The sequence below is a fragment of the Pseudonocardia sp. Cha107L01 genome (assembly GCF_052566575.1).
This window is the reverse complement of sequence record NZ_CP199579.1, coordinates 2,895,292-2,919,033: the sequence shown is the minus strand read 5'-3', so window position 1 is coordinate 2,919,033 and position 23,742 is coordinate 2,895,292. Positions and strand designations below refer to the sequence as shown.

The window sequence follows — 23,742 nt, the reverse complement described above, 5'->3', positions numbered from 1 at the left end:
ACGAACCGGCGCCGCGGCCGGGCACCGGAGGGAGCGACTCAGCCCGCGTCCGGCGCGATGGCGGCGTCCAGCACGGTCCGGGCCGCCTTGATCCGCCCGCGCCCGGCCAACAACCCCGCCGGGGCCAGCGCGAAGCCGTCGTCCACCGCCATCGGGCAGTGCTCCAGCAGGCCGCGCAGCACCGGGTCGGTGCGCACCGTGCGGCGCACCGCCTCCATGCCGACCTGGTCCGGCTGCCGGAACACCCCGCCGCTCAGCACCACCAGGCCTATCCCGACCTCGCCCAGCGCCTCGCCGGCGACCCGCAGGTGCCGCCGGGCCGCCAGCACCGAGGCCAGTGCGACCAGCCGGCGGTCCTCCGCGCGCCCGCCAGGGTCGTCGGGCAGGAAGTCGGTCTCCTCGGCCAGGCGCAGCACCGCGGGCATCAGCAGGTCGGCCTCCACCGGGTCGACCAGCCCCTCGGACTGGCCTTCGGTGAGGATGCCCGCCGAGGTCGGCCGCATGCCGAGGTCGGCCTCGGCGGTGGACCAGTTCACCTCGGGCTCGTCGTCCGGCCCGGTCGGCGGCAGCGCGGAGTACACGTCGGTGGTGGACGACCCCACGTCGATGACCAGCAGCGCACCCGCACCGGCACCCCGGGAGCGGGCCAGCTCGATGACCCCCCGGCGCACCGCGCCCGGGGTGGCCTGGCGGGCCAGCCGCCGGAACCGAGCGGTGGTCGCCGAACCCCGGCCGCCGACCAGGTGGCCGCCCAGCAGCTCGGCCACCGCGGCGCGGGCAGGCTCGGGCACCACCTCACCGGCGGACCGCAGTACCGCGTCGGTGGCCAGCACGGTGCGGCCGGTGGACTTGAGCAGCGCCAGCGCGTCGGAGCGGACCGGGGCGTGCACCGCCAGCACGATCGGCGCGCGCACCCGCGCCCTGGCCAGCCGGGCGGCATTGCGCAGCAGGGTGCCCTCGGCCGCCGCGTCCACCCCGTCCACCAGCAGCACCACGTCCGGTCGGCTGGCACGCAGCGCGCGCACCCCGCCCGGCTCCAGCAGCCCGGCCTGCACGTGCACCACCCGAGCGCCCGCGGAGCGGGCCACCCGGTAGCCGGCCTCCGTCGTGGCGAGCCGGTCCTGCCCGACCACCGCGAGGCGCAGCCCGCCGCCGGCCGACGAGCAGGCCAGCAGCTCCGCGTCGGACTCGCTGCCCCGGCGCGGGGTGAGCGGGCCGTCCAGGCCGACGGCGGTGGCCGCGGCGAGCACGCCCTCGAGCAGATCGTGCGGGGTGGTGAGGTGCTGGGCGCAGCCGGTCGGGTCACCGTCCGCGTCGATGCCGAGCGCTTTGACCCAGCCGGAACCCACGTCGAGGCAGACGGTGGGCCGGGGGGTCATGGCCGTGGAGAGTATCCGTGATCGGTCAAGGAAGCTGCGTCACCGCGCCATTTGGTGTCGAGCGCAGTGAAATCGGGCGGCGGCCGACCGGACGGTCGGGCCGATCGTGCCAGGTCGCGATAGGGTCCGGGCCCAGTAGAGTGTCATCCGCTCCGGAACTCCCGGACACACCCCAGTCACGACTCAGACACGCCTCACTGCCGAGAAGAAGACGCGACAGGAGACCGAGATGCTCGGGCTGATGCAGGACCGTCCACTTGTCCTCCCGCACATTTTCCACCGGGCCGAGCAGTTGTTCGGGCGCAAGGAGATCGTCACCGCCACCGCGGACGGCGAGCAGCGCATCACCATCGCCGAGTGGGCGCAGCGGGTCCGCCGGCTGGCCACCGCGCTGGACCGCCTCGGCATCAGCGCGGACGGCCGGGTGGCCACCTTCTGCTGGAACACCGCCGCCCACCTCGAGCTGTACCTGGCGGCGCCGTGCACCGGCCGGGTGCTGCACACGCTGAACATCCGACTCTTCCCGGACCAGCTCACCTACATCGCCAACCACGCCGAGGACGAGATCGTCTTCGTGGACCGGTCGCTGCTGCCGCTGCTGTGGCCGCTGACCGACAAGATGGACACCGTCCGGCACTACGTGGTCATCGACGATGGCGCGGACGTGGACATCCCCGACGACCCCCGGATCCTGGACTACGACCAGCTGCTCGCCGAGTCCGAACCGTTCGCCGGCCAGTTCATCGTCGAGGACGAGAACACCGCCGCCGCGATGTGCTACACCTCGGGCACCACGGGCAACCCGAAGGGCGTCGTGTACTCGCACCGCTCGACGGTGCTGCACTCGCTGATCTCGCTGATCGCGGACGGCGCCGCGCTGTCCGAGCGGGACGTCGTGCTGCCGATCGTGCCGATGTTCCACGCGAACGCCTGGGGCCTGCCCTACGGCTGCCTGCTGGCCGGCTCGACGATCGTGTTCCCCGGCCCGAACATGACACCCAAGGCGGTCCTGGAGCTGCTGGCCTCGCACCAGGTGACCGTGACCGGTGGCGTGCCGACGATCTGGATGGGCGCGCTGCCGATGCTCGGGGACTACGACCTGTCGCACCTGCGGGTGCTGCTGTGCGGCGGGTCGGCGGTGCCGAAGTCGCTGTCCGAGGCCTACCGGGAGAAGCTCGGCGTCCCGCTGCTGCACGCCTGGGGCATGACCGAGACCAGCCCGATCGCCACCATGTCCACCCGGCGCAGCCAGCACGACGAGCTCACCGAGGAGCAGCGGGCCAACGTGCGGGCCAAGCAGGGCCAGCCGGTACCACTGGTCGAGCTGCGCCTGGTCGACCCGGACACCGGCGACGAGCTGCCCTGGGACGACGTGCACACCGGCGAGATCCAGGCCGCCGGGCCGTGGATCGCCAAGGAGTACTACCGGGGTGAGGGCGGCGGCAGCCAGTACACCGAGGACGGCTGGCTGCGCACCGGCGACGTGGCTGCCGCCGACGAGTACGGCTTCGTGCGGCTGGTCGACCGCACCAAGGACCTGGTGAAGTCGGGCGGTGAGTGGATCAGCTCGGTGGAGCTGGAGAACGAGATCATGGCGCATCCGAAGATCGCCGAGGCCGCCGTCATCGCGATCCCGCACGAGCGCTGGGTGGAGCGCCCGATGGCCTGCGTGGTGCTCAAGCCCGGTGAGTCGCTGACCGCCGAGGAGGTCCTTGAGCATCTGAAGCCCCGGGTGGCCAAGTGGTGGCTGCCGGACGCCGTCGAGTTCATCGACGAGGTGCCGAAGACCAGCGTCGGCAAGTTCTCCAAGAAGACCCTCCGGGACAAGTTCGCCGGCTACAAGCTGCCCGGCGCCGACGCCTGAGTCCCCACCGCACGCGGCGCCCCCGAGACCGAGGTCATCGGGGGCGCCGTCGGGTGCGGGTCGGCTAGGGACCCTCAGTCCTGATCTCAGTCGTCGAAGTGCTTCTTGACGGTATGCGTGGTCTTGGAGATGGTCGCGCTCGCGCCGCTGTGGCTACGCGCGGAACTGCTGTGCGACGACTTGCCCTTGACGCCCGCCTTCTTCGAGCAGCTGGGCCACGCGCCCCAACCCTGTGCGGCCTGCACCCTCTTGGCGACGCTGATCTGCTCAGCGCGGCTGGCGCGATGGGCACTGCCCTTGCCGCCGTAGGCCCGCCAGGTCGACGGCGCGAATTGCAGCCCGCCGGCGTAACCATTTCCGGTGCTGGTGTTCCACTTGCCACCGCTTTCGCACTGCGCGATCTGGTCCCACACGCCATCCCCTCCGGCGGTCGGCGCCGGGGTGGCCGCGTTCGCGGTTCCGCCCAGTGCCAGCGGGGCCCCGGCGACAACGACGCCGGCGACGACGACACGAGCCAGATTCCGCGTACCCAACAGGCGCACGCGGGAGGTGCCTCGAGATCGGGTCATGAACAGTCTCCACACCGCGCTTACAGCGTCTAGCCGCGGGTCCGGGCACAGGTCTGTGCGCCCGACGGTTCCCACCGAATGGCCCCGCTGGGGTTTGCCCCCCTATTTGGATATTCGCCGTCCCTGCCTGGTGTTAATTCTCTGGATGTCACTATCTCGCCGGGCAGGGTTCGGCGCGGCGGACAGCTGTCATTTGTGGTCGACGACTCGACGACCACGACAGCACGGTACGTAGGACCGGCACCGGTTCGTCAAGGCCGGAGTGGGCGATCCAGGTCACCCCCACCGCCCACCGGGAGCAATACTGGAACTCGATATTCGACTCTTATCCCAGGTCATAACGGTCGTATCACGAGTCGAACACGGAGCGGACACTCGCCAAAATAATCTTGCCTTTCGAATGGAATGTGTGATTCGCGTCATGCGTCGACACCCCCGGGAAGCGTGACGAGCACGCCCCGAGCGCCGGTCGGCGGCGCGGTGACAGCCCGAACCCCGGGCCCCGGTTGAACCCCGGCCGACACCGGCCCCGGCTCTCGGCGACCCCGGCTCCCGGTGCCGCCATGTGAGCTGTACCACAGGTCCGGCGCCTCTCTGTACCCGCGCCGAGCCACCCGATCGGGTTGTCAGGCCGCGGCGCGGGAAACGTTCCCGGCCATCGGACCGACATCCCCAGCAGCACGCGGCGACATCTGCTCACGAGTCCCGGCCCGGCCAGGGCCGACCCGGAGCGGTGGCGGCGCGACAGGACTTCCACTTGTCGCTGGGGAGCGGACGAGTGGCGCCAGGGCCGGGGCCAGCCGCCGTGAGGTGGTGGCCCCGGCCCGTTCGCGACCGGCCTGTCTACGCCCTCGGTGAGTTCACGCGCGAGCGGACAGCCGGACCCCGGCGAGAATTTCGACCGTCGAGAGATTCGAGCATCAGCATTTTCGTTTTGTGACCGTGGTCGCACGCTATGCGCAATAGTAATTCGACGTTCGAGATACGGGCGAGTGATAAGTCTCGAAGCCGAACGGACTTACCGGAGGATTACGCCGAAGAGCCGATTCCAACAGCGTTCGGCTCCGGCATAATCGTTGTCGGCCGGACCGTGGAGCAACCCCCTTCTCGACCCTTCCCCGGTACGGCCACCAGGGATGTCAGTCTGTCCGCAACCCCCCGACGGGCAGGCTGGCCTCCCGTCCGAGCGCCACCACGCACACCCGGCGCGGTGGCGAGTTACCGAGCGGCGCACAACGAGGCGGCTGGTGATCGACGATGACGCGAGGCAATCCCCGACTGCGGCTGTGTGAACGCTGCTGGCATCCGATCCCGACGCATGTCTCCTGCCGGGTCATCCGCCACACCGACCCGGAGCGTCCCTTCCTGCCAGCCCTGCACAGCTACGAGCACGTCGCGGGCGACCAGGCCTGCGGCGCGTCCGAAGTCCGCCGATCGATGACCCACCGCGGTCCCGAAACTCCGCAACCCTGACCATGCACCCACTCGTCCGCTCCCCAGCGACCAACCGCACGTACCGCCCTACCGAAGCCTCCGCCCTCCCCAGCGGAGCAAGCACGACGCAACATCGGTGACCGCGACCGAACACGGTCACCTGGTGCGGGAGCTCCCCAACCGCGCGGAAGACGGCCAATATGATCAACGAGATCGTTCGACAACATCGTGATGATCACCCGCCGGCAGCCGGCGTGATCCGACATCACACCGAGCTGCACGGCCACGCAATGAGCTACCTGGAGGCCGGACGCGGCAGCGGCGGCCCGGTCGTCGTCCTCGTCCACGGCCTGGCCGGCAACGCCACCTCCTGGTTGCCGGTGCTGCGGCAGCTGGGCGAACGGGCCCACGTGCTGGCCCCCGATCTGTTGGGCCACGGCGAGTCCGCCGCGCCGCCCAACGGTGACTACTCCGTCGCCGGGCACGCCACCCGCCTGCGCGACCTGCTGCTCAGGTTGGGCCACGAAGATGCCAGCCTGGTCGGCCACTCCTTCGGCGGCGGGGTCGCCATGACCTTCGCGCACCAGTTCCCCGAGCGGACCGACACCCTGACCCTGATCGCCAGCGGCGGTCTCGGCCCGGAGCTGAGCATCGCGCTGCGCGGCGCGACCCTGCCCGGGGTCGCCTACGCCGCGCAAACCGTCAGCAGGCTCGCCCCGGCTGGGTCGCCCGGCTGGCCCACCGCGGCGCGACGAGCCTCGGCATCGCCTCGGCCGGTGATCTCGACGGGCTGGGCCGCGCACTGCGCTCGCTGACCGACCCCGCCACCCGCCAGGCGTTCCTGTCCACCCTGCGCGCAACCGTGAGCTGGACCGGGCAACGGCTCGACGCGACGGACCGGCTCTACCTGCTCGCCGCGCTCCCCACCCTGTTCGTCGCCGGGCGCCGCGACGCCTGCATCCCGTTCCGGCACACCGTGCGCGCTCACCAGCTGCTCCCGCACAGTCGCCTCGAGGTTCTCGACGCCGGCCATTTCCCGCACACCGAGCACCCCGGCGAGCTGGCCGACCTGCTCGCCGACTTCCTGCACACCCGCTCCAGCCAGCTGACGTCGGGCAGTGCGGACACAGCGGCCGACGGGGTCCTGGAACGGCTCCCGCGCACCCGGCGCCGGGTGACACCGACCGACACCGTCGCCGAGACCACCCGGGCGTCCTGAGGTGGCCGACTCCGGCCGCCAGCTCGGGTGGCGCGGGCGTGTCGGGGGTACGGGGGCCGGGCCATCCCGCGTCGTCGAGCACCGGCTGCGCCTGGCCCTGCTCGTGGTCCTGATCCTCGGCGCCGCGCTGGTCCTGGCCATCGCGCTGGGCGGGTAGTACGCCTGCTCCGCTCAGCCCGGGAACAGCCGCCGCACCTGATCCGGGTTGAGGCTGACGAACTTCGCCTCGGCCGTGACCAGCGCGCGGTCCGGAGCCTCGGTCGCCGCGATGCTGCCGTTCGCGCGGATCCAGCGCCCGTCCACGTCCACCGTGGCACCCCGCACCAGCAGCGGCGTGCGCAGCGGCACCGGGTGGCGGTAGCGCACGGCCAGTTCGACGGTCATCCCCGGGTTGCCGCTCGCCGCGGCCGCACCACCCAGTACGTGGTCGAGCAGCAGCGCGCTGACGCCGCCGTGGCCGTAGGACGGCGGCCCCTCGTGGGCCAGACCGAGCGCGCCGCCGGCCTCCGCCGTCCCGTCACCCAGCTCGACCCGCATCGGCGGCGAGAGCGGGTTGCCCGCGCCGCTCACCAGGTTGTACATCCGCACCCCGGCGTGCAGGTCGTCCACCGAGGCCAGCTCGCCGCGGTCGCGGCCACTCCGGCGCAGCCGCGCGGTCAGCGCGCGCACCTCACCGACACACCGTTCCAGGTCCTCGGCCGGTACCTCGGTACCCACCACCGCGTCGACGAGCTCCCGCACCTCGTGCCCGAGCGCCGCGACCGCCGCCCGCCGCCGGAGCAGTTGCGGTGAGTCGGCCGCCGGGTTCGGCCCCGGATCATGTGGGCTGATCCGCACGCCGGCCTCGAAATCACCGCTCACCGGTTACCCGCCTCCACCCCTCGATCAGCAACGCCTGATCCGTTACTAATGACCTTCGAGGCGCGGAGTCAAGTCGGGCCGGGTCAGAAGTGGGTGCCGTGCCGGACCTCCTGATCGGCGGCGAAGGCCGCGTCGAGCCGGCGCAGCACCGGGGCAGCCGCCTCGAGCATCCCGGACCGGGCCAGCGTGTGGCCACGGTGCGTGCCGAAGGCCAGGCTGGCCAGGGTGCCGATGCTCAGCCACCCGTCGGGCGCGGACGCGACCGGCTCGCAGCTCGCCCCGTCCGGCCCGCCACGCAACCGGAACCGCCCGCCAAGGCCCAGGAAGGCGTCGGCCACCTCCAGCACCGCGTCGATCTCCACCGGGTACCGCCGGGCCGCCAGCACCGCCGGCACGTCCAGCAGCCGGGCCCACAGCCCATCCTTGAGCTCGGTGGTCCGCACCTGGCGGGGGTCCTCGAGCAGGAAGGGCAGCGGATCGTCCACCGGGCACGCGTCGGCGGTGATGAACCGCGCCAGGTCGATGCCCAGCAGCGCGCGCCACAGCGCGGCGTGCGCCTCGTCGGTGGCCGCGAAGAAGTCGACGACCCGGCACAGGTGGTCGTCGTGGTGGACCCGGTAGGACGCATAACCGTCCGGGTGGACCAGGTGGAACAGCGCACTGCCGCCGTCGCGGTAGTCGGCGCGGTCCGCCAGCGAGTAGTCCCACCAGCGGTCGTCCCGGGAGACCGCGCCGGGCGTCCTGGCGGCCCAGCGCCGGTGCACGTCGGGCGCCTTCGCGCGGACCTCATCGGTGGTGGCGAACCGCACCCCGCCCGGGTCCGGCGCATCGGCGCGGAAGCGGGCCAACCGCCGGTCGATCTTCACCGAGCGCTCCCGGCCGGCCGCCCCGTAGCCGAACCGCCCGTAGATCCCGCCCTCGCTCGCGGTGAGCACCGACAGCGCGACGCCCTCCTCGGCGAACTCCCGGTGCTGCCTCGACAGCAGCTCCGCCGCGACGCCCCGCCACCGGTGCGTGGTGGCGACGGACACCCAGGTGACCCCCTGGGTGGGCAGCACACCGCCACCGGGCAGTGTGAGATCGAACGTGTACGAACCGGTCACCCCGACGATCGCGCCGTCCTCCGGTTCGCAGGCCAGCAGGAACCGGTTGGGCTCGAAGATAGGGCGGAAGTCGTCGATGTCGGTGCTGGAGTAGTGCAGTCCGAATGCCCGGCCGTCGGCGACCGCCAGCGCGGGCAGATCATCGGCGACGGCGCGGCGAATCTCAAGCTTCACGGAGTGAGAGTCTTCTCGACCACCCCGACGCCGTCGACCGGGTTTCTCGGGCGGCTCGACGGAACCGTCCGGTCTCGCTCGGGAGCACCTACTCCGCGCTGATCCCCGGCCACATCGACGCCACCGCGCGCTCCGGCCAGTCCGCCGGCACGTCCCCGGTGGCGATGTAGCGCGAGTAGATGCTGCCGATCAGCATCGTGGTGATCACGTCGACGTCGAGCCCCGCGCGCAGTGCGCCGCTGTGCATCCCGCGCCGCAGCACGCCGCCCACCCGGTGTCGGCGGGGGTGCACGAGGCGGTCCCGGAAGCGCGCGATCAGTTCTGGCGTGTGCTGTTCCTCGGCGAGCACGGTGCCGACGAAGGCCATGCCGTTCGGCCTGGTCACCGCCGTGCGGAAGTGTTTGAGCTCGGCCACCAGGTCGGCCCGGATGTCCGGCGTGGTGCGCAGCTCGTCCGGCACGTCCATGCCGGCGATCGCCCGGGTGGCCAGGTCCTGCTTGTCGGTGAAGCGCAGGTACACCGAGGGGCGGGTGGTGCCAGCCGCACGCGCCACGGCACCGATCGAGAGCCCCTGGTAACCGTGCTCGGCGAGCAGCTCGCGGGTCACCTCGAGGATGCGCTGGTCCAGCGCCGCGTCCCGGGGGCGGCCACCCGCCGGTGTCGTCGCAGCCATGACGGCACTGTAGAGAATAGTTACTTGACATCAGTGTATAGATTGATGGAGTCAGCAGATCCCCTCGAGAGACCACTCGAACAGGCCACTCGGACAGTCCTCGCGAACGGAGCCGCCGTGAAGGTCATCGCCTACGACCGTTTCCGCCCCGGAATCACCATGGAGACGATCACCCCACTGCTCGGTGAGGAGGTCGCCAACGTCTGGCGGCTGTGGAAGCAGGGCATCGTCCGGGAGAACTACGCCAGGGCCGACGAGCCGGGCGTGGTCATCGTCTTCGAGGTGGCCAGCGTCGAGGACGCCCGCCGCTACGTCTCCGACTTCCCGCTCTCCAAGGCCGGCTACCTGGAGTGGTTCTACCTGCCGGTACAGGCACCGCTGCCGCTGGAGAGCCTGATGGACTCCTCGGTCGACGTGGCCGAGCCCTACGACCGCACCACCGTCAACTGATGCAGCACGGCTACGGGCTGGGCATCCCGCGCACCGTCGAAGAGGCCTGCGACCCCCGCCGACTGGCGTTGATCGTCTACGACATGCAGGTCGGCGTACTGAGCCAGATCCCGGATGCCGAGCGGGTGGTGGCCAACGTCGCGCGGACCGTCGAGGCGGCGCGCGCCGGCGGCTTCCGGGTGTTCTATCTGCGGCACATGGGCATCCCCAACGAGGTGTCCGGCGCCGCCCGGCTGCGTACCGCGATGACCTGGCAGCGACTGGACCGGGTCGCCGACGTGACGCCGATGTTCCTGCGCGACTCCCCGGGTTTCGAGCTGGACCCCCGGCTGAAGCCGAGCGCCGCCGAGATGGTCTTCGACAAGATCACCATGTCGGCGTTCGTCGGCACCCCGCTGGACCTGGTCCTGCGGGACTGCGCGATCGACAGCTTCGCCATCGTCGGGGTCGCCATGGAGGTGGGCATCGAGCCGACCGCCCGGCACGCCGCCGACCTCGGCTACCTGCCGATCGTGGTCGCCGACGCGTGCGGGGCGGGGCACCAGGGCGCCGCGCAACGGTCCCTGGAGGGACTGGCCTTCGCCGGCGACTCACTGATCACCGATGTCGAGACGATCTGCCCGCTGCTGACCGCCGGGCGCCGGGGCGACTGAGCGGACCGACGACTGAGCGGACGACGGCGGGGCGGGGCGGGCGACTGAGCGGGGCGGGGCGGGGCGGGCGAGATGCGGTGGTGGGGCGGGGACGCCGAGCGCGGCGACGCGCGGCGGCTGGAGGCGTTCAGCGACGGGGTACTCGCCATCGCGATCACCCTGCTGATCCTGGACGTGCACGTCGAGCAGGTACCGGGCGAGAGCCTGGCCGAGGCACTCGCGCACGCGCTGCCGGAGATCGTCGCCTACTCGGCGAGCTTCCTGCAGATCGGCATCATGTGGGCCAACCACCATTCGCTGTTCCGCGTGGTCGACCGGGTCGACCAGCTGTTGTTGCTGGCCAACCTGCTGCTACTCGGCTGCGTGTCCTTCCTGCCGCTGCCCACCCGGCTGGTCGCCGAACACACCACGGGCGCCGACGCGCGCACCGCGATGCTGCTCTACGGTGCCACGCTGACCGGCTGCTCCGTCGCGTTCAACCTGATCTGGCGGCTGGCGGCGCGGCGCGGCCTGCTGCTCGACGGGATCAGCCGCCAGTTCCTGCGCGACGTCGACATCCGCTACCTGGCCGGGTTCGTCGGCTACCTGGCGGCCACCGCGCTCGCCCTCGTCGCGCCCTGGCTCACGGTGGCGCTGACCGCGCTGCTCGCCCTGGCCTTCCTACTCGGCCCGTCCCCGCGACCGGCCTTCACCCAACCCCCAGCCCAACCCCCAGCCGGACGCCCAGGCGTACCCGACGCACGGCTCAACCCGGACGGATGAGGCATGTCCAGTGACACCACTGACACCACTGACACCACTGACACCACTGACACCACTGACACCGCCAAGGTCACCGACCTGCTGGCACACGCCACCGCACTGGCCGCCCGCGCCGACCTGGACACCGCGGCACGCCTGGGGCGAACCGTCCTGCGGCCGCTGCGCACGCTGCTGCTGACCGACCCGCCGCCGGCCAGCCCGTCCGACGGGCCGTTCGACGCGGCACTGTCCGCGCTGGCCGCCGACCTGACCGCGCGGTGCGCCGCCGACCCGAGACCGGCGCTGCTGGAGGCCTGTGCCGGCGTGCGGCGGTTGGTCGCCGACTCGCCGGGCGAGGGGATCCCGGACCGGTCGGCCGAGCTCGCGGCGGCGGCCCCGACCCGGATCACCGTGCGCGAGGACGGCCCGTACCTGGTGACCGGCCGGCCGGCGATGACCAGCTGGCTGGGCGAACCGATCTCGCCACCCCCGGTCGCGGCGCTGTGCCGCTGCGGCCGCTCCGGGTCCCGGCCCTGGTGCGACGGCACCCACGCCGACATCGGGTTCACCGGTGCCAAGCGCCCGGACCGGGTGCCGGACCGCCTCGACAGCTACCCGGCGCGGCAGTTCGAGATCCGGGACAACCGGGGCCTGTGCGCACACTCCGGCCGGTGCACCGACGCGCTGCCGGTCGCGTTCCGGGTCGGCGCCGAGCCCTTCGTCGCGCCGGCCGGCGCCCGGGCGGACGACCTGCTCCGGGCGATCCAGGCCTGTCCCTCCGGTGCGCTGGGCGCCGCGGTGGCCGGGCAGGCGGGCGGCGAGCTGGTCGACACCGACCGCGAACCCGCGATCGAGGTGTCCCTGGACGGGCCGTACCGGGTCACCGGTTCGGTACCGCTGTGCGACGAGACCGGTGCGGACGTGGACCGCCCGGCCGGCGCCTCGACGGAGCACTACAGCCTGTGCCGGTGCGGGCAGTCGGCCAACAAGCCGTTCTGTAGCGGCGCGCACTGGTACGCCGACTTCCACGACCCGGTGCCGGACCCCGGCGAGGAACCGACGCTGTTCGCCTGGGCCGGCGGCTTCCCCGCTCTGTTGCGGATGACCCGGCTGTTCTACGAGCGCCACGTCGCCGAGGACGAGCTGCTCGCGCCCCTGTTCGCCCGGATGGAGCCGGACCACCCCGAGCGCGTCGCGGCCTGGCTGAGCGAGGTGTTCGGCGGGCCGGAGCTGTACTCGCAACGCTACGGCGGCTACAGCCGGATGATCTCGCAGCACCTCGGCAAGCACCTCAGCGAGGCACAGCGGTCCCGCTGGGTGGCACTGCTCGCGCGCAGCGCCGACGAGGCCGGGCTGCCGAGCGACCCGGAGTTCCGGGCGGCGTTCGCCGGCTACCTCGAGTGGGGCTCGCGGATCGCGGTCGAGAACTCGCGGGCCGACGCCCGGCCGCCGGAGGGTATGCCGGTGCCGCGCTGGTGGTGGGTGTGCAACGCGACCCCGTCGGCGCGGGTGTCCGCGGTGGCGCCCGATCAGCCGGAGCCGGAGCCGGCCGCGCCGCCGGTGCCCATCACCGGTGAGCCGGTCAGCTTCGGCCGGCACATCAAGGGGCTGTTCCGGGCGCGCGACCGCGCCTCGATGCGGTTCGCGTTCGACCTGTGGTCGGTCGACGACGTGCGCACCCATGCGGCGGCCATCCTGTCCCGGCTGCACGACGGCTCGATGCCCTGCGACGGAACCTGGCCGGCCGAGCGGATCGCCGTCTTCGAGCGCTGGGTCGACGAGGGCCAGCCCGGCTGAGCACCCGCACGTGCAAGCTCATGCGCGCCGGGCGATCCGGGAGCAGGATGGTCGGCATGAGCGAGATCCCTGACGGATACGAGGAACTTCTGATTCAGCCCAACTTCGGGCACCTGGCCACGGTCCGGCCGGACGGCAACCCCGCGGTCACCCCGATGTGGTTCGACTGGGACGGCGAGTTGCTGCGCTTCACCCACACCACCCGCCGGGCGAAACTGCGCAACATCGAGAACAACCCGCACGTGGCGATGTCGGTGCTGGACGCGGAACGGCCGTACCAGTACCTGCAGGCCCGGGGCGTGGTGGAGAGCGTGACACCCGACCCGACCGGCGCGTTCTACGTCCAGCTCGCCAAGCGCTACGGGCAGACCAACCCGTCCCCGCCGCCGGACTCGGCGGACCGGGTGATCATCGCGGTGCGCCCGTTCGCGTACTCCAAGCAGTAGGACACCGGCTCCTGACGGGCGCGCCGGGTGCGGGTGCGGCGGTCGGGAGCCCCGGCGGTTCCGCGAGCCCTGGCGGTCCGGCGAGCCCTGGCGGTCCGGCGAGTTACCGCGCGAAACCGTCCAGGGCAGCGCGGATCCGGACCCGCATCGCGTCGCTGCCGGTGTGCCCGGAGTCCTCGATGACGGTCAGCTCCGCGTCCGGCCAGGCGCGGGCGAGCTCCCAGGCGGTGTGCGCGGGGCCGCTCATGTCCAGCCGGCCGTGCACCAGCACACCGGGGATGCCGGCGAGCCGCCCGGCGTCGCGCAGCAGTGCCCCCTCCTCGAGCCAGGCGCCGTGCGAGAAGTAGTGCGCGCAGATCCGCACGAAGGCCAACGTGGCGTCCGGCGGGCGGTCGCTGAAGATGTTCGGGCGCCCGTTCGGCTCCGCCGAGATGACCGCGTCCTCCCAGCTCATCCAGTCCGTGGCCGCCCGGTACCGGACGCCGGGATCCGGGTCCTCCATCAGCCGCGCGTAGGCCGCGACCAGGTCACCGTCCCGGTCGACCTCGGGCACCCCGGCCCGGAACCGGTCCCAGGCCTCCGGGAAGAACCGCCCGACACCCCGGTAGAGCCAGTCGATCTCGGATCGCCGGGTCGTGGTCACGCTGGGGATGACGATCTCGGACACCCGCTCCGGGTGCCGCTGCGCGTAGGCCAGGATCAGCGTCGAACCCCACGAGCCGCCGTACAGCAGCCACCGGTCGATGCCAAGGCGAACGCGCAGCAGCTCCATGTCGGCCAGCAGGTGCTCGGTGGTGTTGTGGCTCATGTCGGTCGCCGGGTCGCTGGCGTGCGGGGTACTGCGCCCGCAGCCGCGCTGGTCGAACAGCACGGCGCGGTAGCGGTCCGGGTCGAAGCTCGACCTGATGGTGATCGAGCAACCCGAGCCCGGACCGCCGTGCACCACCAGCGCCGGCTTGCCGTCCGGGTTGCCGCACGTCTCCCAGTACACGAGGTTGCCCTCGCCGACGTCGAGCATCCCGTGCTCGTACGGCTCGATCGGCGGGTACCACTGTGCCAAGTCATTCCCCCGGGCCGCCGCGCGACCTAGTCGATGGGCCGCTGCGCGACCTAGTCGATGGGCCGCTGCGCGACCTAGTCGATGGGCCGCTGCGCGACCTAGTCGATGGGCCGCTGCGCGACGATGTTCGGACCGTTGGGGTCCAGGGCCAGTCCGGCCTGGTCGTTGACGAGCACCGGGGTGGGACCGGCGGAGGCCCGGACGGGCGATCCGCTGCGGGCCCGGTAGACCATGGTCAGACCCTCGGTGGTGGTGGCGTAGACCAGGCCGTGCCAGGCGTCGGTGACCAGCGGGACCGGCTCGGTGCCGTTGGTTCCGTTCGGCATGCTCCACAGCTGTTGGCCGGTCTTGGCGTCCACCGCGACCACCACCCGGGCGCCGGCGTGGTTGTCCGTCGGTGCGTAGCAGACGGTGACCGAGGTCTGGTCGTACACGCAGCGGCTGGGCAGCCCGTTCGAGATCGGCAGGGTTGCCACCGAGGTGCCGGTCGCCGCGGCCAGCAGCTGGAAGGTGCCCCCGGCGGTCGCGGTGGGCAGTGTCCCCTCGACGGCGACCAGGCTGGGGCTGGCCGAGGAGATGCCGAAGCCGAAGCCGTGCAGCTGGGTCCAGCGCTGCGTGCCGTCCTTGAGCGCCAATCCGACGACGTGCTCGGTGTTCGCCGGCGCGGCGTCGGGCTGGGCACCGACCACGGTGCCGTCGGTGACGGCGTCGGCGGTGAAGTCGTCGCGCATCCAGAGCGGCTCACCGGTGCCGGCGTCGGTGGTCAGCGCGGCGTGGTGCAGACCGCCGGCGACGTCGAGCACGACCGTGGTGCCGGCAGCGCCGATCGGGGTGACCGACAGGTTGTACTCCGCTGAGGACGCCCACTGGGGCAGCCCGATGAGAACATTGGTGGCCGTGTGGGTGTCGGTGTGGATGCTGGTCAGCTCCACCGCGTTGCCCCCGCCGGGCGCCTTGACCAGGAACGGCCACACCACCGCCCGGGCATCGCCCGCCGTGGTGACCAGCGGCGGGTGGGTCAGGTTCGCCGCGCTTCCCTCGGTGGTCAACAGTGGGTGCTGCGCGCGGATCGTCTCCATGGTCCGGCCGGAGGCGGTGTCCACGACCCGCACCCCGTCGACGCCGGCGAGGTAGGCGGTGCCCTGGTCCAGCACGGCCGGGAGCCGGTACCGCGTCGCGCTCTCGCCCTGCGACAACGCCGGCGCCGGGCCGACCACCTGGCCCGGCCCGAACGCGCTCGGCGGGTCGCTGGGCCCGGCCGCTCCCGAGCTGTGACCGCCGCAGGCGCTCACCGTCAGCGCCGCCGCCGCACACAGTGCGATCGCGGTACCTCTGACTGCCGTCCGGCCTCGGCCCATGACGTCGCCTCCGTTTGCCGACACCCTCGACGGGGTGATCAGCCGTCACGGTAGAAGCCGCCGCAACCTGCGGCACCGCGGAGCCCCGCCCGTGCCCGATGATCACACCGTCGGGTGACCCCAGCACCTCGGGAGTGGTGACTCCGCGCGTCAACCGGCCCCCGTGGTCTCACGGTCTGTAGGCGTGCGCCTGAAGCCGGAACAACTGGTGGGACCTGCCCTGTCGATCGATCAGCTGACGGTGGGTGCCCTGCTCGGTGACCTGGCCGTGCTCGAGCACGACGATCTTGTCGGCGTGCCGGACGTTGGCCAGCCGGTGAGTGCTCAGCACGGTGATCCGGGACCGTCCCCCGGCCGGATCGGTGGACAGTGCGCGCAGTGCGGTGAATACGGCGTGCTCCGCGCGGGCGTCCATCGCCGAGGTGGGCTCGTCGGCCACCACCACCGCGGCGTCGCGGTAGAGCCCGCGCGCGACGCTGATCCGCTGCCATTGGCCGCCGGAGAGGTCACGCCCGTTGTGGAACGCCGGTGACAGCAGGGTCTGCTCGCCGCCGGGCAGATCGTTCAGCACCGCGTCGGCACCGGAGCGGGAGGCCGCGGCCGCGAACGCGGCACCCTCCGGATCGGCGCGCTCGAGTCGGCCGATCCGGATGTTGTTCTCCGCGCTCATCGGCCAGCGCAGCGGCTCCTGCATGACCATCGCGATCCGCTCGTGCAGTTCGGCGGGTCGACGGTGTCGGTGCCGACGCCGTCCCAGCGCACCGTCCCCTCGACCGGCAGGTACAGCCCAGTGATCAGTTTCGCCAGGGTGGACTTGCCCGATCCGTTCTCCCCGACCAGGGCGATGACCTCGCCGGCCCGCATGCTCAGACTGATCCCGGTCAACGCGCCCCGGTCCCGGCCGGGGTAGCGGAACGACACGTCGGTCAACTCGATCACCTGGGGATCGCCGGTCAGCCGATGGGTCGGCGGTTGACGGCGGCGGCTCCCGATGTCGGCGAGGCAGCCGCGGTACAGCTCGACGTAGATCCCGATCTCGTAGAGCTCGTTGACGCTGTAGACACCGTTACCAACGGCTTGGGCGGCGGCGCGCATGGCCACCACCGCCGTTCCGGCCAGGGCAAGTGCGATGCCCCCGGTGTAGAGCAGCAGGCCGAGCACCAGGTAGCCGGCCAGTGCGCCCAGAGCGCCGCCGACCGTGACCAACACGTTCTTCCTTCGACCGACCCGGACCGCATCCTCGGCCAGCTCCGCGCTGATCCGCCGGTGCTCGGCCAACAGGATGCGCTGTGCGGTGAACGCCCGGACCTCCGCGGCGTTGGCCCGCTCGGAGATCAACTCACCGGTGACATCGCGCCGCCGCTCTCCCGCGACCGTCCGGAAGAGCGACGCCAACTCCAGCAGCGCGCCGCGCAGGCTCGCCCACGCCCGTGGGAGGGCGGCCAACACCACCAACGGAGCCAGCACCGGGCTCAGCACTCCGACAGCGACAACCGCGGCGAGCACCGAGACCGCCGCGGTGAGCAGATCGGCAACCCGGGAGATCCTCGCGCAGGATCGCCAGGCCCTCGCGGAACTGCTCGAGCGTGCCGAGCCCCATGCTCCAGCCGTCGGCCAGCCGCGCCGCGCGCTCGATGTCACGCGGGCGTAGCCGGCCACCAGCAGCGGGGGGCCGCCGGGCCGCGCCGGGGCAGGCCCGATTCGGTCGCCTGACCACAGCTCCGGCAACGCGCGCAGCTGGGTGTCAAAGCGTCGCCCGCGCCCGTCGGTGAACATGCCGACAGCGGTGAAGTCCTCGGCCCGTCCGCTGAGGCCCAGGCTGAGCGTGAGCCGCCCGCCGCAGAGCCGGTCCAGCGTGGCCGCCTGTTTGGCCAGCAGCGCCGTGGCACGGATCGGCGCGATCAGCACATCGGTGACCAGCTCGATGCGATCGGTGACGGCCGCCGCGGCGGCCAGGCTCACGAGCGGCTCATGGTTGTCATACACCACCCGATCCATCACCCCGAGCGCTGCCTTGGTTTGGGGGAGGTAGCTCCCCAGAACCCCTCAGCCGCGGGGTTGTGGCGTGGTCTTGCGCGTGGGAGCCTCGCCCACGTGACCCGCATCGACGGGATCGCGAAGGGTGTGGCCGGCGCCGCCAGGTGAGACCGTCTTCGACGCGCTGGCGGCCCGGCTAGCGCCCTTTGTCCCCTTCGACGCGTCGATCTTCTTCGCCACCGATCCAGCTACCGTGCTGGCCATCTGCCCGGCTCGGATCGACGGCCTCGCGAACAACCAGTGCCATGCCTACTGGCAACGCGAGTTCCTCGTGGAGGACGTCAACCTCTTTTCGGACCTAGCCCGTGCGCCGCGACCCGCCGCAACGCTCTGGTCCGCGACCGATGGGCTACCGGCCCGAAGCGCCCGCTACCGCGACTACTTGAAGCCTGGAGGGCTTCGGCGACGAGCTGCGCGTTGCCTTTCGGGTAGGCACGTCCACCTGGGGCGTCGCCGCACTCATGCGTGGCGCTGGCCGGCCGCCGTTCAGCCGGGTAGAGGTGGCATGGTCGCTGCCCGGTCTGCCCCGATCGGCACCACGCCGCGGCGCGCAACGCTCGATCGGCATCCGGCACCGCTGGTAGCGACGCGTTGGCCCAATGTCACTTGCCCAACCTGCAACTATGACCGTGTGACGCAGCTGGTCGGTAGGTGGCGGCTGGACGCCTACTCGATGCGACTGACGGCCGCCTGTCGTCATCGAACTGCGCTGGCTGCGTGAGGAGTCGTAGCGGATTCGACTGTCGGTAGCGCAGATTCTCCAGATCCCGCCGCCAGTGGTTTTCGACGGCCAGCACCGCCAGCACAACCTGAGTCTTCTCTCTGACCGACAACCGAGAGCGGGTCCGCGGCCCCGTCCGACTCATGGTCAACACCCTCCCCAACCGGTCCAAGTACCTGACCGCGAAACACGAGGACGCACCTTGAGTTCGCGTTTTATTCTCGCACAAATGTTCGATGCGCGAGTGTCCCGTTAGGCGATCGGTGAGGGAACAGTGCGCACCCACCTGCGTCACGTGTTCGCAAAGCTCGCGGTGCGCACCCGCGCGGAGCTGGCGGCGGTGGCGGCGCGTCGGGAAATCTGATCGACCCATCTGCGGATCAGCAGATGTTTATCCACCCGTTCGCCCCTACCGTGACCCACCGTGACCCGGCGCATCGGCCGGGCGATCACACGCTCATACATCCACAGCCTTGCTTGCCAGGGATTGGGGTGGGTCATGGTTACTTCTGCTCCGCACGATTACGTCATCGTCGGCGCTGGCTCCGCCGGCTGCGTGCTCGCCCGCCGGCTATCGGAGGACCCCGGCGTGCGGGTGCTACTGATCGAGGCCGGCGGCGAAGACAGCAACGAGTTGATCCATATGCCGATCGCGTTCGGCGCGCTGTTCCGCAGCGACGTGGACTGGGACTATTCCTCGCACTACGAGCCCGGATGCAACGGCCGGCGAATCTATCTGCCGCGCGGCAAGGTGCTCGGGGGCTCGTCGTCGATCAACGCGATGGTCTACATGCGGGGAAACCGAGTCGACTACGACGGGTGGCACGGGCGGGGCTGCGCGGGCTGGGGTTGGGCGGACATGCTGCCCTGCTTCCTGCGCGCCGAGGACAACGAGCGGGGCGCAGGCGAGTTCCACGCGGTGGGCGGCCCGCTGGCCGTGAGCGACCTGCGGCACCGCAGCCCGATCAGTGAGCTTGCCCTGGAAGCGGCGCTGGGGGCCGGACTTTCGGCCAACGACGACTTCAACGGCGCCGAACAGGACGGAGTGGGCTTCTACCAAGTCACCCAGCGCGACGGACAGCGAGCCAGCACGGCGACCTGCTACCTGCACCCGGTAGCCGACCGGGCGAACCTTTCCGTGCAGACCCACGTACAGATCACTCGGGTGCGCTTCGCCGGCGAACGTGCGATCGGCGTGGCAGGCGTGCAATTCGGGCGACCGGTGGAGTTCGATGCCGGGCGGGAGGTGATCCTCTGCGCCGGGACCTACGGGTCGCCGCAGCTGCTGATGCTCTCCGGGATCGGGCGACCCGACGAGCTGGCCGCATTGGGCATCGCCCCGACGGCCGAGCTGCCCGGCGTTGGGCGCAACCTGTCCGACCATCCCGTTAGTGCCGTCGCGGCTCGCTGCGCGGGTCCGGATGGGCTGTTCGGCGCGACGAGCGCGCACAATCTGGACCGCTATGCCGCCGGCCAGGGGCCGCTGACTTCCAATGTCGCCGAGGCCGGGGGGTTCATCCGCACCCGCGACGGTCTGCCCGCGCCCGACATCCAGCTGTTCATGATGCCGGTGCTCTACACCGAAGAAGGGCTGGCGCCCGTCGGCGCGCATGGGGTGTCCATCGGCGCGTGTTTACTCACGCCACGCGCGCGCGGCGAGCTCAGGCTCGTCTCCCCGGATCCGACCGCGAAGCCGTGCATCGTCCACAACTACTACCACCACCCGGAGGACCTGCGCAGCCACATCGAGGGCCTGCGCGTCGCGATGCGCATCCTGGCCGGCGCCCCGTTGGCCGGACGCCTCGCCGACCCGGTGAGCCTGCCCGCCTCGGACTCCGACGCCGACCTGATTGCGCACATCCGCGCCACCGCTCAGACCATCTACCACCCGGTGGGCACCTGCGCGATGGGCATCGACGACGACGCGGTCGTCGACCCCGAGCTACGCGTGCGCGGCATGGAGGGCCTGCGGGTGGTGGACGCCTCAGTGATGCCGACCGTGCCGCACGGCGCTACCAATGCGCCAACCATCGCGCTCGCCGAGCGCGCGGCCGCGCTCATCAAAGGCCCGGCTCCGATCCTCTGGAAAGTCCGTGCCACCGCGACCACTACGCGGTCGGTTCGCGTCGCCCCAATCGGCACGGCGGGAGCACCGTGATGGCCTGACGCCTCCCATCGATCCCGCCACGGTTACCACCCGGACATCGGCGGGTAGCTCGGCGGCGACGCAGATGACTCGCTGCACGTGCCCCGGGTTCCACGTGAGGTGCTATCGGGGACGAACGCGCCGGGTACCGCCCTCAGCCGTCCAATTTCCTGAACGTCAGTCGGTCTCATTTGGCGAAACCCCACCGGGTCACCCGCGTACCACCGAGTGGAGGACGTGAAGTCTGCCGGGATCGTTGACTCGTCTGCTGGAGCCGGTCCGGTCGTGTTTCTCCGCCCATGGGTTCGACACCTTCACCGCCTTGTTAGCCGGTCTGGTCGCGGCTCCGGCACGGCGGACGGTGTGCGGGATGTTCACCGCCTCGGGGGCCTCTGGGGTGTGGCATCACAGTCGGGCGCACCGCTTCTTCGCCTCTACTCGCTGGTGCCCCGACCAGCTCGGACTGGTCGTGCTGGAGTTGGTCATCGGCTGGCTCACCCCTGCCAGAGCACCGATCACGGTGGCGATCGATGACACACTGTTTCGCCGCAGGGGACGGAAGGTCTATGCCGCGTGCTGGGCCTATGACGGATCCCGCCAGGTCGCCGCGGGCCAGACCAAGCTCTCCCGAGGCAATAGCTTCGTCGTCGCGGCGATCGTGGTCGAGTTGCCGTTCCTCGACCGGCCGATCGCACTGCCGGTGCTGGCACGGTTGTGGCGCCCGGGTGGACCGACCAAGACCGCACTGGGCCGGGAGTTGATCATCCTGATCGCCCGCTCCCACCGTGACCGGGTGATCCATGTCGTGGCCGATAGCGCCTACATCTGCAAGGCCCTTCGCCACCTGCCGGTGAACGTGACGCTGACGGGGCCGCTGCCACGCAATGCCGCTCTCTGGGAGATTCACCCCGAGCTGGATAACCCACCTTGCATGCGCGGTCGGCGGGGTCGACCCCGTACCCGAGGCGCCAAAATCGGCACGCCCGACCAACTCGCCACGACACCCGGTGACACGGTGACCCTCACCCGCTACGGCCGAACCGCCACAGCAACCATCCACGAGCGTCGCTGCCTCTGGTACGGGGTCTTCCGCTCCCAACCGATCCGGGTCATCGTCGTGCGCGAACCCCACCGCCCGAGCCTGGCGCTAGTCACCACCGACTTGCGCACCCCCGCTGACCAGCTCGTGACCCGTTACGCCTCCCGCTGGGCCATCGAGGTTGCCTTCTCCGACGCCAAACACACCGGGGTCGGAGAAGCCCGCAACCGCACCCGCCTCGCGGTGGAACGCACCGTCCCGTTCGGGCTGCAAGCCCAGACCCTGGTCGTGATCTGGTACCACCTCGCCGGCCACTCACCAAGAGTGATCTCCGAGCACCGCAACCGGGCCCGCTGGTACACCACCAAGACCCACCCCAGCTACCACGACATGGTCGTCAAGCTCCGCCGAGTCCTGATCGCCGCGCAATATCGTGCAGACCGGACCCAAGAGCTCACCCCCGAACAAATCCAGACCATCCGCCTGGCCTGGGCCGACTCTGCAGCCTGACCGCGAAACACGAGTGACTCACTAGAACGTGATAGAATCGAACACATGTTCGACTCGCTGGGTTTCGCGCTTCCCTCCCCCGAGGCGCAGCCGTGGTCGAGCTATGCGCCGGACGGGCTGCTCGCCGACATGATGTCCGAGGCCGCCGGCAGGTCCGGCTGGGAGCGGATCGAGCGGATCGGCGCCTGGGAACGGCTCATCGCCTGGGCACAGGCCGCCCAACTGCTCGAAATCGCCCGCTTCGCCACCGAAGCGACCGGCCCGGCCCCAGAAGACACAGCGGCATCGGTCGCGGCCGAAGTCGGATTGATGACCCGGGTCGCGCCCCGCACCGCCCAGGCCCGTGTCGATCTCGCTGTCACACTGCTGGAGCGACTGCCCGCCACCCTCGCCGCGCTCTCCGCCGGCGCCATCAGCCTGCCCTCGGCCCGCGCCATCGCCGACGAAACGGTCTCACTCGACACCGCCGGCGCAGCTGAAGCCGAGAACCGGGTCCTGCGGCGTGCCGGCCACCAGACCCCGAGCCAGGTCCGCGCCGCCACTCGCCGCGCGGTCGCCGCCATCGACGCCGACGCCGTGCGCCGCCGCGCCGAACAGGCCCGCCGGGAACGCAATGTCAGCCTTACCAGCGAACCCGACGGCATGGCCACCCTCTCCGCCTACCTACCGGCACACGAAGCGGTCGCCGCCTACGGAATGATCGACGACCACGCCCGCCACGCCGGCGCCGCGACCGACGGCCGCTCGATGGACGCCCGCCGCGCCGACGCCCTCGTCGATCTCATCCTCGACCGCCCCACCGTCCCGCTGGCGGCCGACTCCGATCCAGCGCACACCGGTGCACCCCGACAGGGCCCGTCCGGCCCGGAGAACCGCGAGCCGGCCCCTCCGGCGAGCCATCCAGAGCGACCCGCGGCGACCGGCACCCCCGCCTGCCGCGGCTGCGCCAAGGCACGCCCCGGCGGCATCCAGATACTCGTCACCGTGGCGCTGCACACCCTGCTCGGACTCGACCAACAACCCGCCGAGCTCGCCGGCCACGGCCCGATCCCCGCCGACCTGGCGCGCGAACTCGCCGCCCAGGGCACCTGGCGACGAATCCTCACCGACCCGGCAACCGGTGCGCTGCTCGACTACGGCACCACCCGCTACAAACCCCCACCGCATCTCACCGCACACATCACCACCCGCGACCAAACCTGCGTCTATCCCGGTTGCCGAACCCGCGCCGACCGCTGCGACCTCGACCACCGCATTCCCCACGACCCCACCACCGACTCCGGGCCGACCAACACCGCCAACCTCGCGGCCCTCTGCCGGAGCCACCACCGACTCAAACACCAAGCCGGCTGGACACTCACCCGCCAGCCCAACGGCACCCACACCTGGCACACGCCCACCCACCACGAGCACCACCGCCCGGCACACCCGCTGGCCGATCCTGAGAGATCACCGATAGCGCCTGCCGCCCCCGCGCCGTTCTGAAAGATCTCGCCACTTCCGTCGAT

The 23,742-nt window shown here is 71.3% G+C and carries 22 protein-coding genes; 13 read left to right on the top strand and 9 right to left on the bottom strand.

From position 1 onward, the window contains the following. Positions 1-38: 38 nt before the first annotated feature. Positions 39-1,379 carry a glutamate mutase L gene (locus ACTXG6_RS13840; RefSeq protein WP_445188194.1) on the bottom strand — a complete coding sequence of 447 codons (1,341 nt, stop codon included), beginning with the start codon at positions 1,377-1,379 and terminating at the stop codon, positions 39-41. A 229-nt stretch (positions 1,380-1,608) separates the two neighbouring features. Between ACTXG6_RS13840 and ACTXG6_RS13835 the strand changes: the two genes are divergently transcribed. After that, complete coding sequence (locus ACTXG6_RS13835; RefSeq protein WP_445188193.1) at positions 1,609-3,243, top strand: long-chain fatty acid--CoA ligase; 1,635 nt, start codon at positions 1,609-1,611, stop codon at positions 3,241-3,243. An 86-nt stretch (positions 3,244-3,329) separates the two neighbouring features. Here the strand turns inward: ACTXG6_RS13835 and ACTXG6_RS13830 are convergent, their stop codons facing one another. After that, a complete protein-coding gene (locus tag ACTXG6_RS13830) occupies positions 3,330-3,785 on the bottom strand; it encodes a transglycosylase family protein (RefSeq protein WP_445188192.1) in 456 nt (151 codons plus the stop codon). A gap of 1,715 nt (positions 3,786-5,500) precedes the next feature. Between ACTXG6_RS13830 and ACTXG6_RS13825 the strand changes: the two genes are divergently transcribed. Genes ACTXG6_RS13825 through ACTXG6_RS13815 form a run of 3 tightly spaced genes read left to right on the top strand, consistent with a single transcriptional unit; the run spans position 5,501 to position 6,622 of the window. Then, the gene (locus ACTXG6_RS13825; RefSeq protein WP_445188191.1) at positions 5,501-6,061 is read left to right on the top strand and encodes an alpha/beta fold hydrolase; all 561 of its coding nucleotides are present in this window, start codon (positions 5,501-5,503) and stop codon (positions 6,059-6,061) included. A gap of 47 nt (positions 6,062-6,108) precedes the next feature. Next, entirely contained in the window at positions 6,109-6,465 is a 357-nt protein-coding gene (locus ACTXG6_RS13820; RefSeq protein ID WP_445188190.1) for an alpha/beta fold hydrolase, read from the top strand. 1 nt (position 6,466) lies between these two features. Next, on the top strand, positions 6,467-6,622 hold the full coding sequence (locus tag ACTXG6_RS13815) for a hypothetical protein (protein WP_445188189.1): 156 nt from the start codon (positions 6,467-6,469) through the stop codon (positions 6,620-6,622). Between the two features lie 14 nt (positions 6,623-6,636). On the opposite strand, the gene ACTXG6_RS13810 is transcribed toward ACTXG6_RS13815, so the two are convergent. From ACTXG6_RS13810 to ACTXG6_RS13800, 3 genes are all read right to left on the bottom strand, one after another. Further along, positions 6,637-7,326 carry a PaaI family thioesterase gene (locus ACTXG6_RS13810; RefSeq protein ID WP_445188188.1) on the bottom strand — a complete coding sequence of 230 codons (690 nt, stop codon included), beginning with the start codon at positions 7,324-7,326 and terminating at the stop codon, positions 6,637-6,639. Positions 7,327-7,409: 83 nt separating this feature from the next. Next, positions 7,410-8,603: a GNAT family N-acetyltransferase gene (locus tag ACTXG6_RS13805; RefSeq protein ID WP_445188187.1), complete on the bottom strand. Its 1,194-nt coding sequence runs from the start codon at positions 8,601-8,603 to the stop codon at positions 7,410-7,412. Positions 8,604-8,691: 88 nt separating this feature from the next. Further along, positions 8,692-9,276: a TetR/AcrR family transcriptional regulator gene (locus ACTXG6_RS13800; RefSeq protein ID WP_445188186.1), complete on the bottom strand. Its 585-nt coding sequence runs from the start codon at positions 9,274-9,276 to the stop codon at positions 8,692-8,694. A 117-nt stretch (positions 9,277-9,393) separates the two neighbouring features. Between ACTXG6_RS13800 and ACTXG6_RS13795 the strand changes: the two genes are divergently transcribed. From ACTXG6_RS13795 to ACTXG6_RS13775, 5 genes are all read left to right on the top strand, one after another. Then, positions 9,394-9,726: a hypothetical protein gene (locus tag ACTXG6_RS13795; protein ID WP_445188185.1), complete on the top strand. Its 333-nt coding sequence runs from the start codon at positions 9,394-9,396 to the stop codon at positions 9,724-9,726. Then, positions 9,726-10,379 (top strand): cysteine hydrolase family protein, encoded by a 654-nt coding sequence (locus ACTXG6_RS13790; RefSeq protein ID WP_445188184.1) that lies wholly within the window; start codon positions 9,726-9,728, stop codon positions 10,377-10,379. Before ACTXG6_RS13795 ends, ACTXG6_RS13790 begins: the two co-directional genes overlap by 1 nt. Positions 10,380-10,451: 72 nt before the next feature. Next, the gene (locus ACTXG6_RS13785; protein ID WP_445188183.1) at positions 10,452-11,141 is read left to right on the top strand and encodes a TMEM175 family protein; all 690 of its coding nucleotides are present in this window, start codon (positions 10,452-10,454) and stop codon (positions 11,139-11,141) included. 3 nt (positions 11,142-11,144) lie between these two features. Further along, a complete protein-coding gene (locus ACTXG6_RS13780; protein WP_445188182.1) occupies positions 11,145-12,917 on the top strand; it encodes a CDGSH iron-sulfur domain-containing protein in 1,773 nt (590 codons plus the stop codon). Between the two features lie 56 nt (positions 12,918-12,973). Further along, positions 12,974-13,363: a PPOX class F420-dependent oxidoreductase gene (locus ACTXG6_RS13775; protein WP_445188181.1), complete on the top strand. Its 390-nt coding sequence runs from the start codon at positions 12,974-12,976 to the stop codon at positions 13,361-13,363. A 103-nt stretch (positions 13,364-13,466) separates the two neighbouring features. Here ACTXG6_RS13775 and pip read toward each other — a convergent pair whose 3' ends face one another. The 4 genes from pip to ACTXG6_RS13755 form a co-directional block, all read right to left on the bottom strand. Beyond that, positions 13,467-14,423 (bottom strand): prolyl aminopeptidase, encoded by a 957-nt coding sequence (pip, locus tag ACTXG6_RS13770; RefSeq protein ID WP_445188180.1) that lies wholly within the window; start codon positions 14,421-14,423, stop codon positions 13,467-13,469. A 98-nt stretch (positions 14,424-14,521) separates the two neighbouring features. Then, positions 14,522-15,781 (bottom strand): hypothetical protein, encoded by a 1,260-nt coding sequence (locus ACTXG6_RS13765; protein ID WP_445188179.1) that lies wholly within the window; start codon positions 15,779-15,781, stop codon positions 14,522-14,524. Positions 15,782-15,950: 169 nt separating this feature from the next. Beyond that, on the bottom strand, positions 15,951-16,481 hold the full coding sequence (locus ACTXG6_RS13760) for an ATP-binding cassette domain-containing protein (RefSeq protein ID WP_445188178.1): 531 nt from the start codon (positions 16,479-16,481) through the stop codon (positions 15,951-15,953). Beyond that, complete coding sequence (locus ACTXG6_RS13755) at positions 16,448-17,767, bottom strand: LLM class flavin-dependent oxidoreductase (protein WP_445188177.1); 1,320 nt, start codon at positions 17,765-17,767, stop codon at positions 16,448-16,450. Before ACTXG6_RS13755 ends, ACTXG6_RS13760 begins: the two co-directional genes overlap by 34 nt. A gap of 1,046 nt (positions 17,768-18,813) precedes the next feature. Here ACTXG6_RS13755 and ACTXG6_RS13750 point away from each other — a divergent pair. The 4 genes from ACTXG6_RS13750 to ACTXG6_RS13735 all read left to right on the top strand — a co-directional run bounded on the left by ACTXG6_RS13750 (position 18,814) and on the right by ACTXG6_RS13735 (position 23,719). Next, positions 18,814-18,903: a hypothetical protein gene (locus tag ACTXG6_RS13750; RefSeq protein ID WP_445188176.1), complete on the top strand. Its 90-nt coding sequence runs from the start codon at positions 18,814-18,816 to the stop codon at positions 18,901-18,903. 135 nt (positions 18,904-19,038) lie between these two features. Further along, a complete protein-coding gene (locus tag ACTXG6_RS13745; protein ID WP_445189999.1) occupies positions 19,039-20,697 on the top strand; it encodes a GMC family oxidoreductase in 1,659 nt (552 codons plus the stop codon). Between the two features lie 244 nt (positions 20,698-20,941). After that, positions 20,942-22,234 (top strand): IS701 family transposase, encoded by a 1,293-nt coding sequence (locus tag ACTXG6_RS13740; RefSeq protein WP_445188175.1) that lies wholly within the window; start codon positions 20,942-20,944, stop codon positions 22,232-22,234. Between the two features lie 45 nt (positions 22,235-22,279). After that, entirely contained in the window at positions 22,280-23,719 is a 1,440-nt protein-coding gene (locus ACTXG6_RS13735; protein ID WP_445188174.1) for a DUF222 domain-containing protein, read from the top strand. The last annotated feature ends 23 nt before the right edge of the window (positions 23,720-23,742 follow it).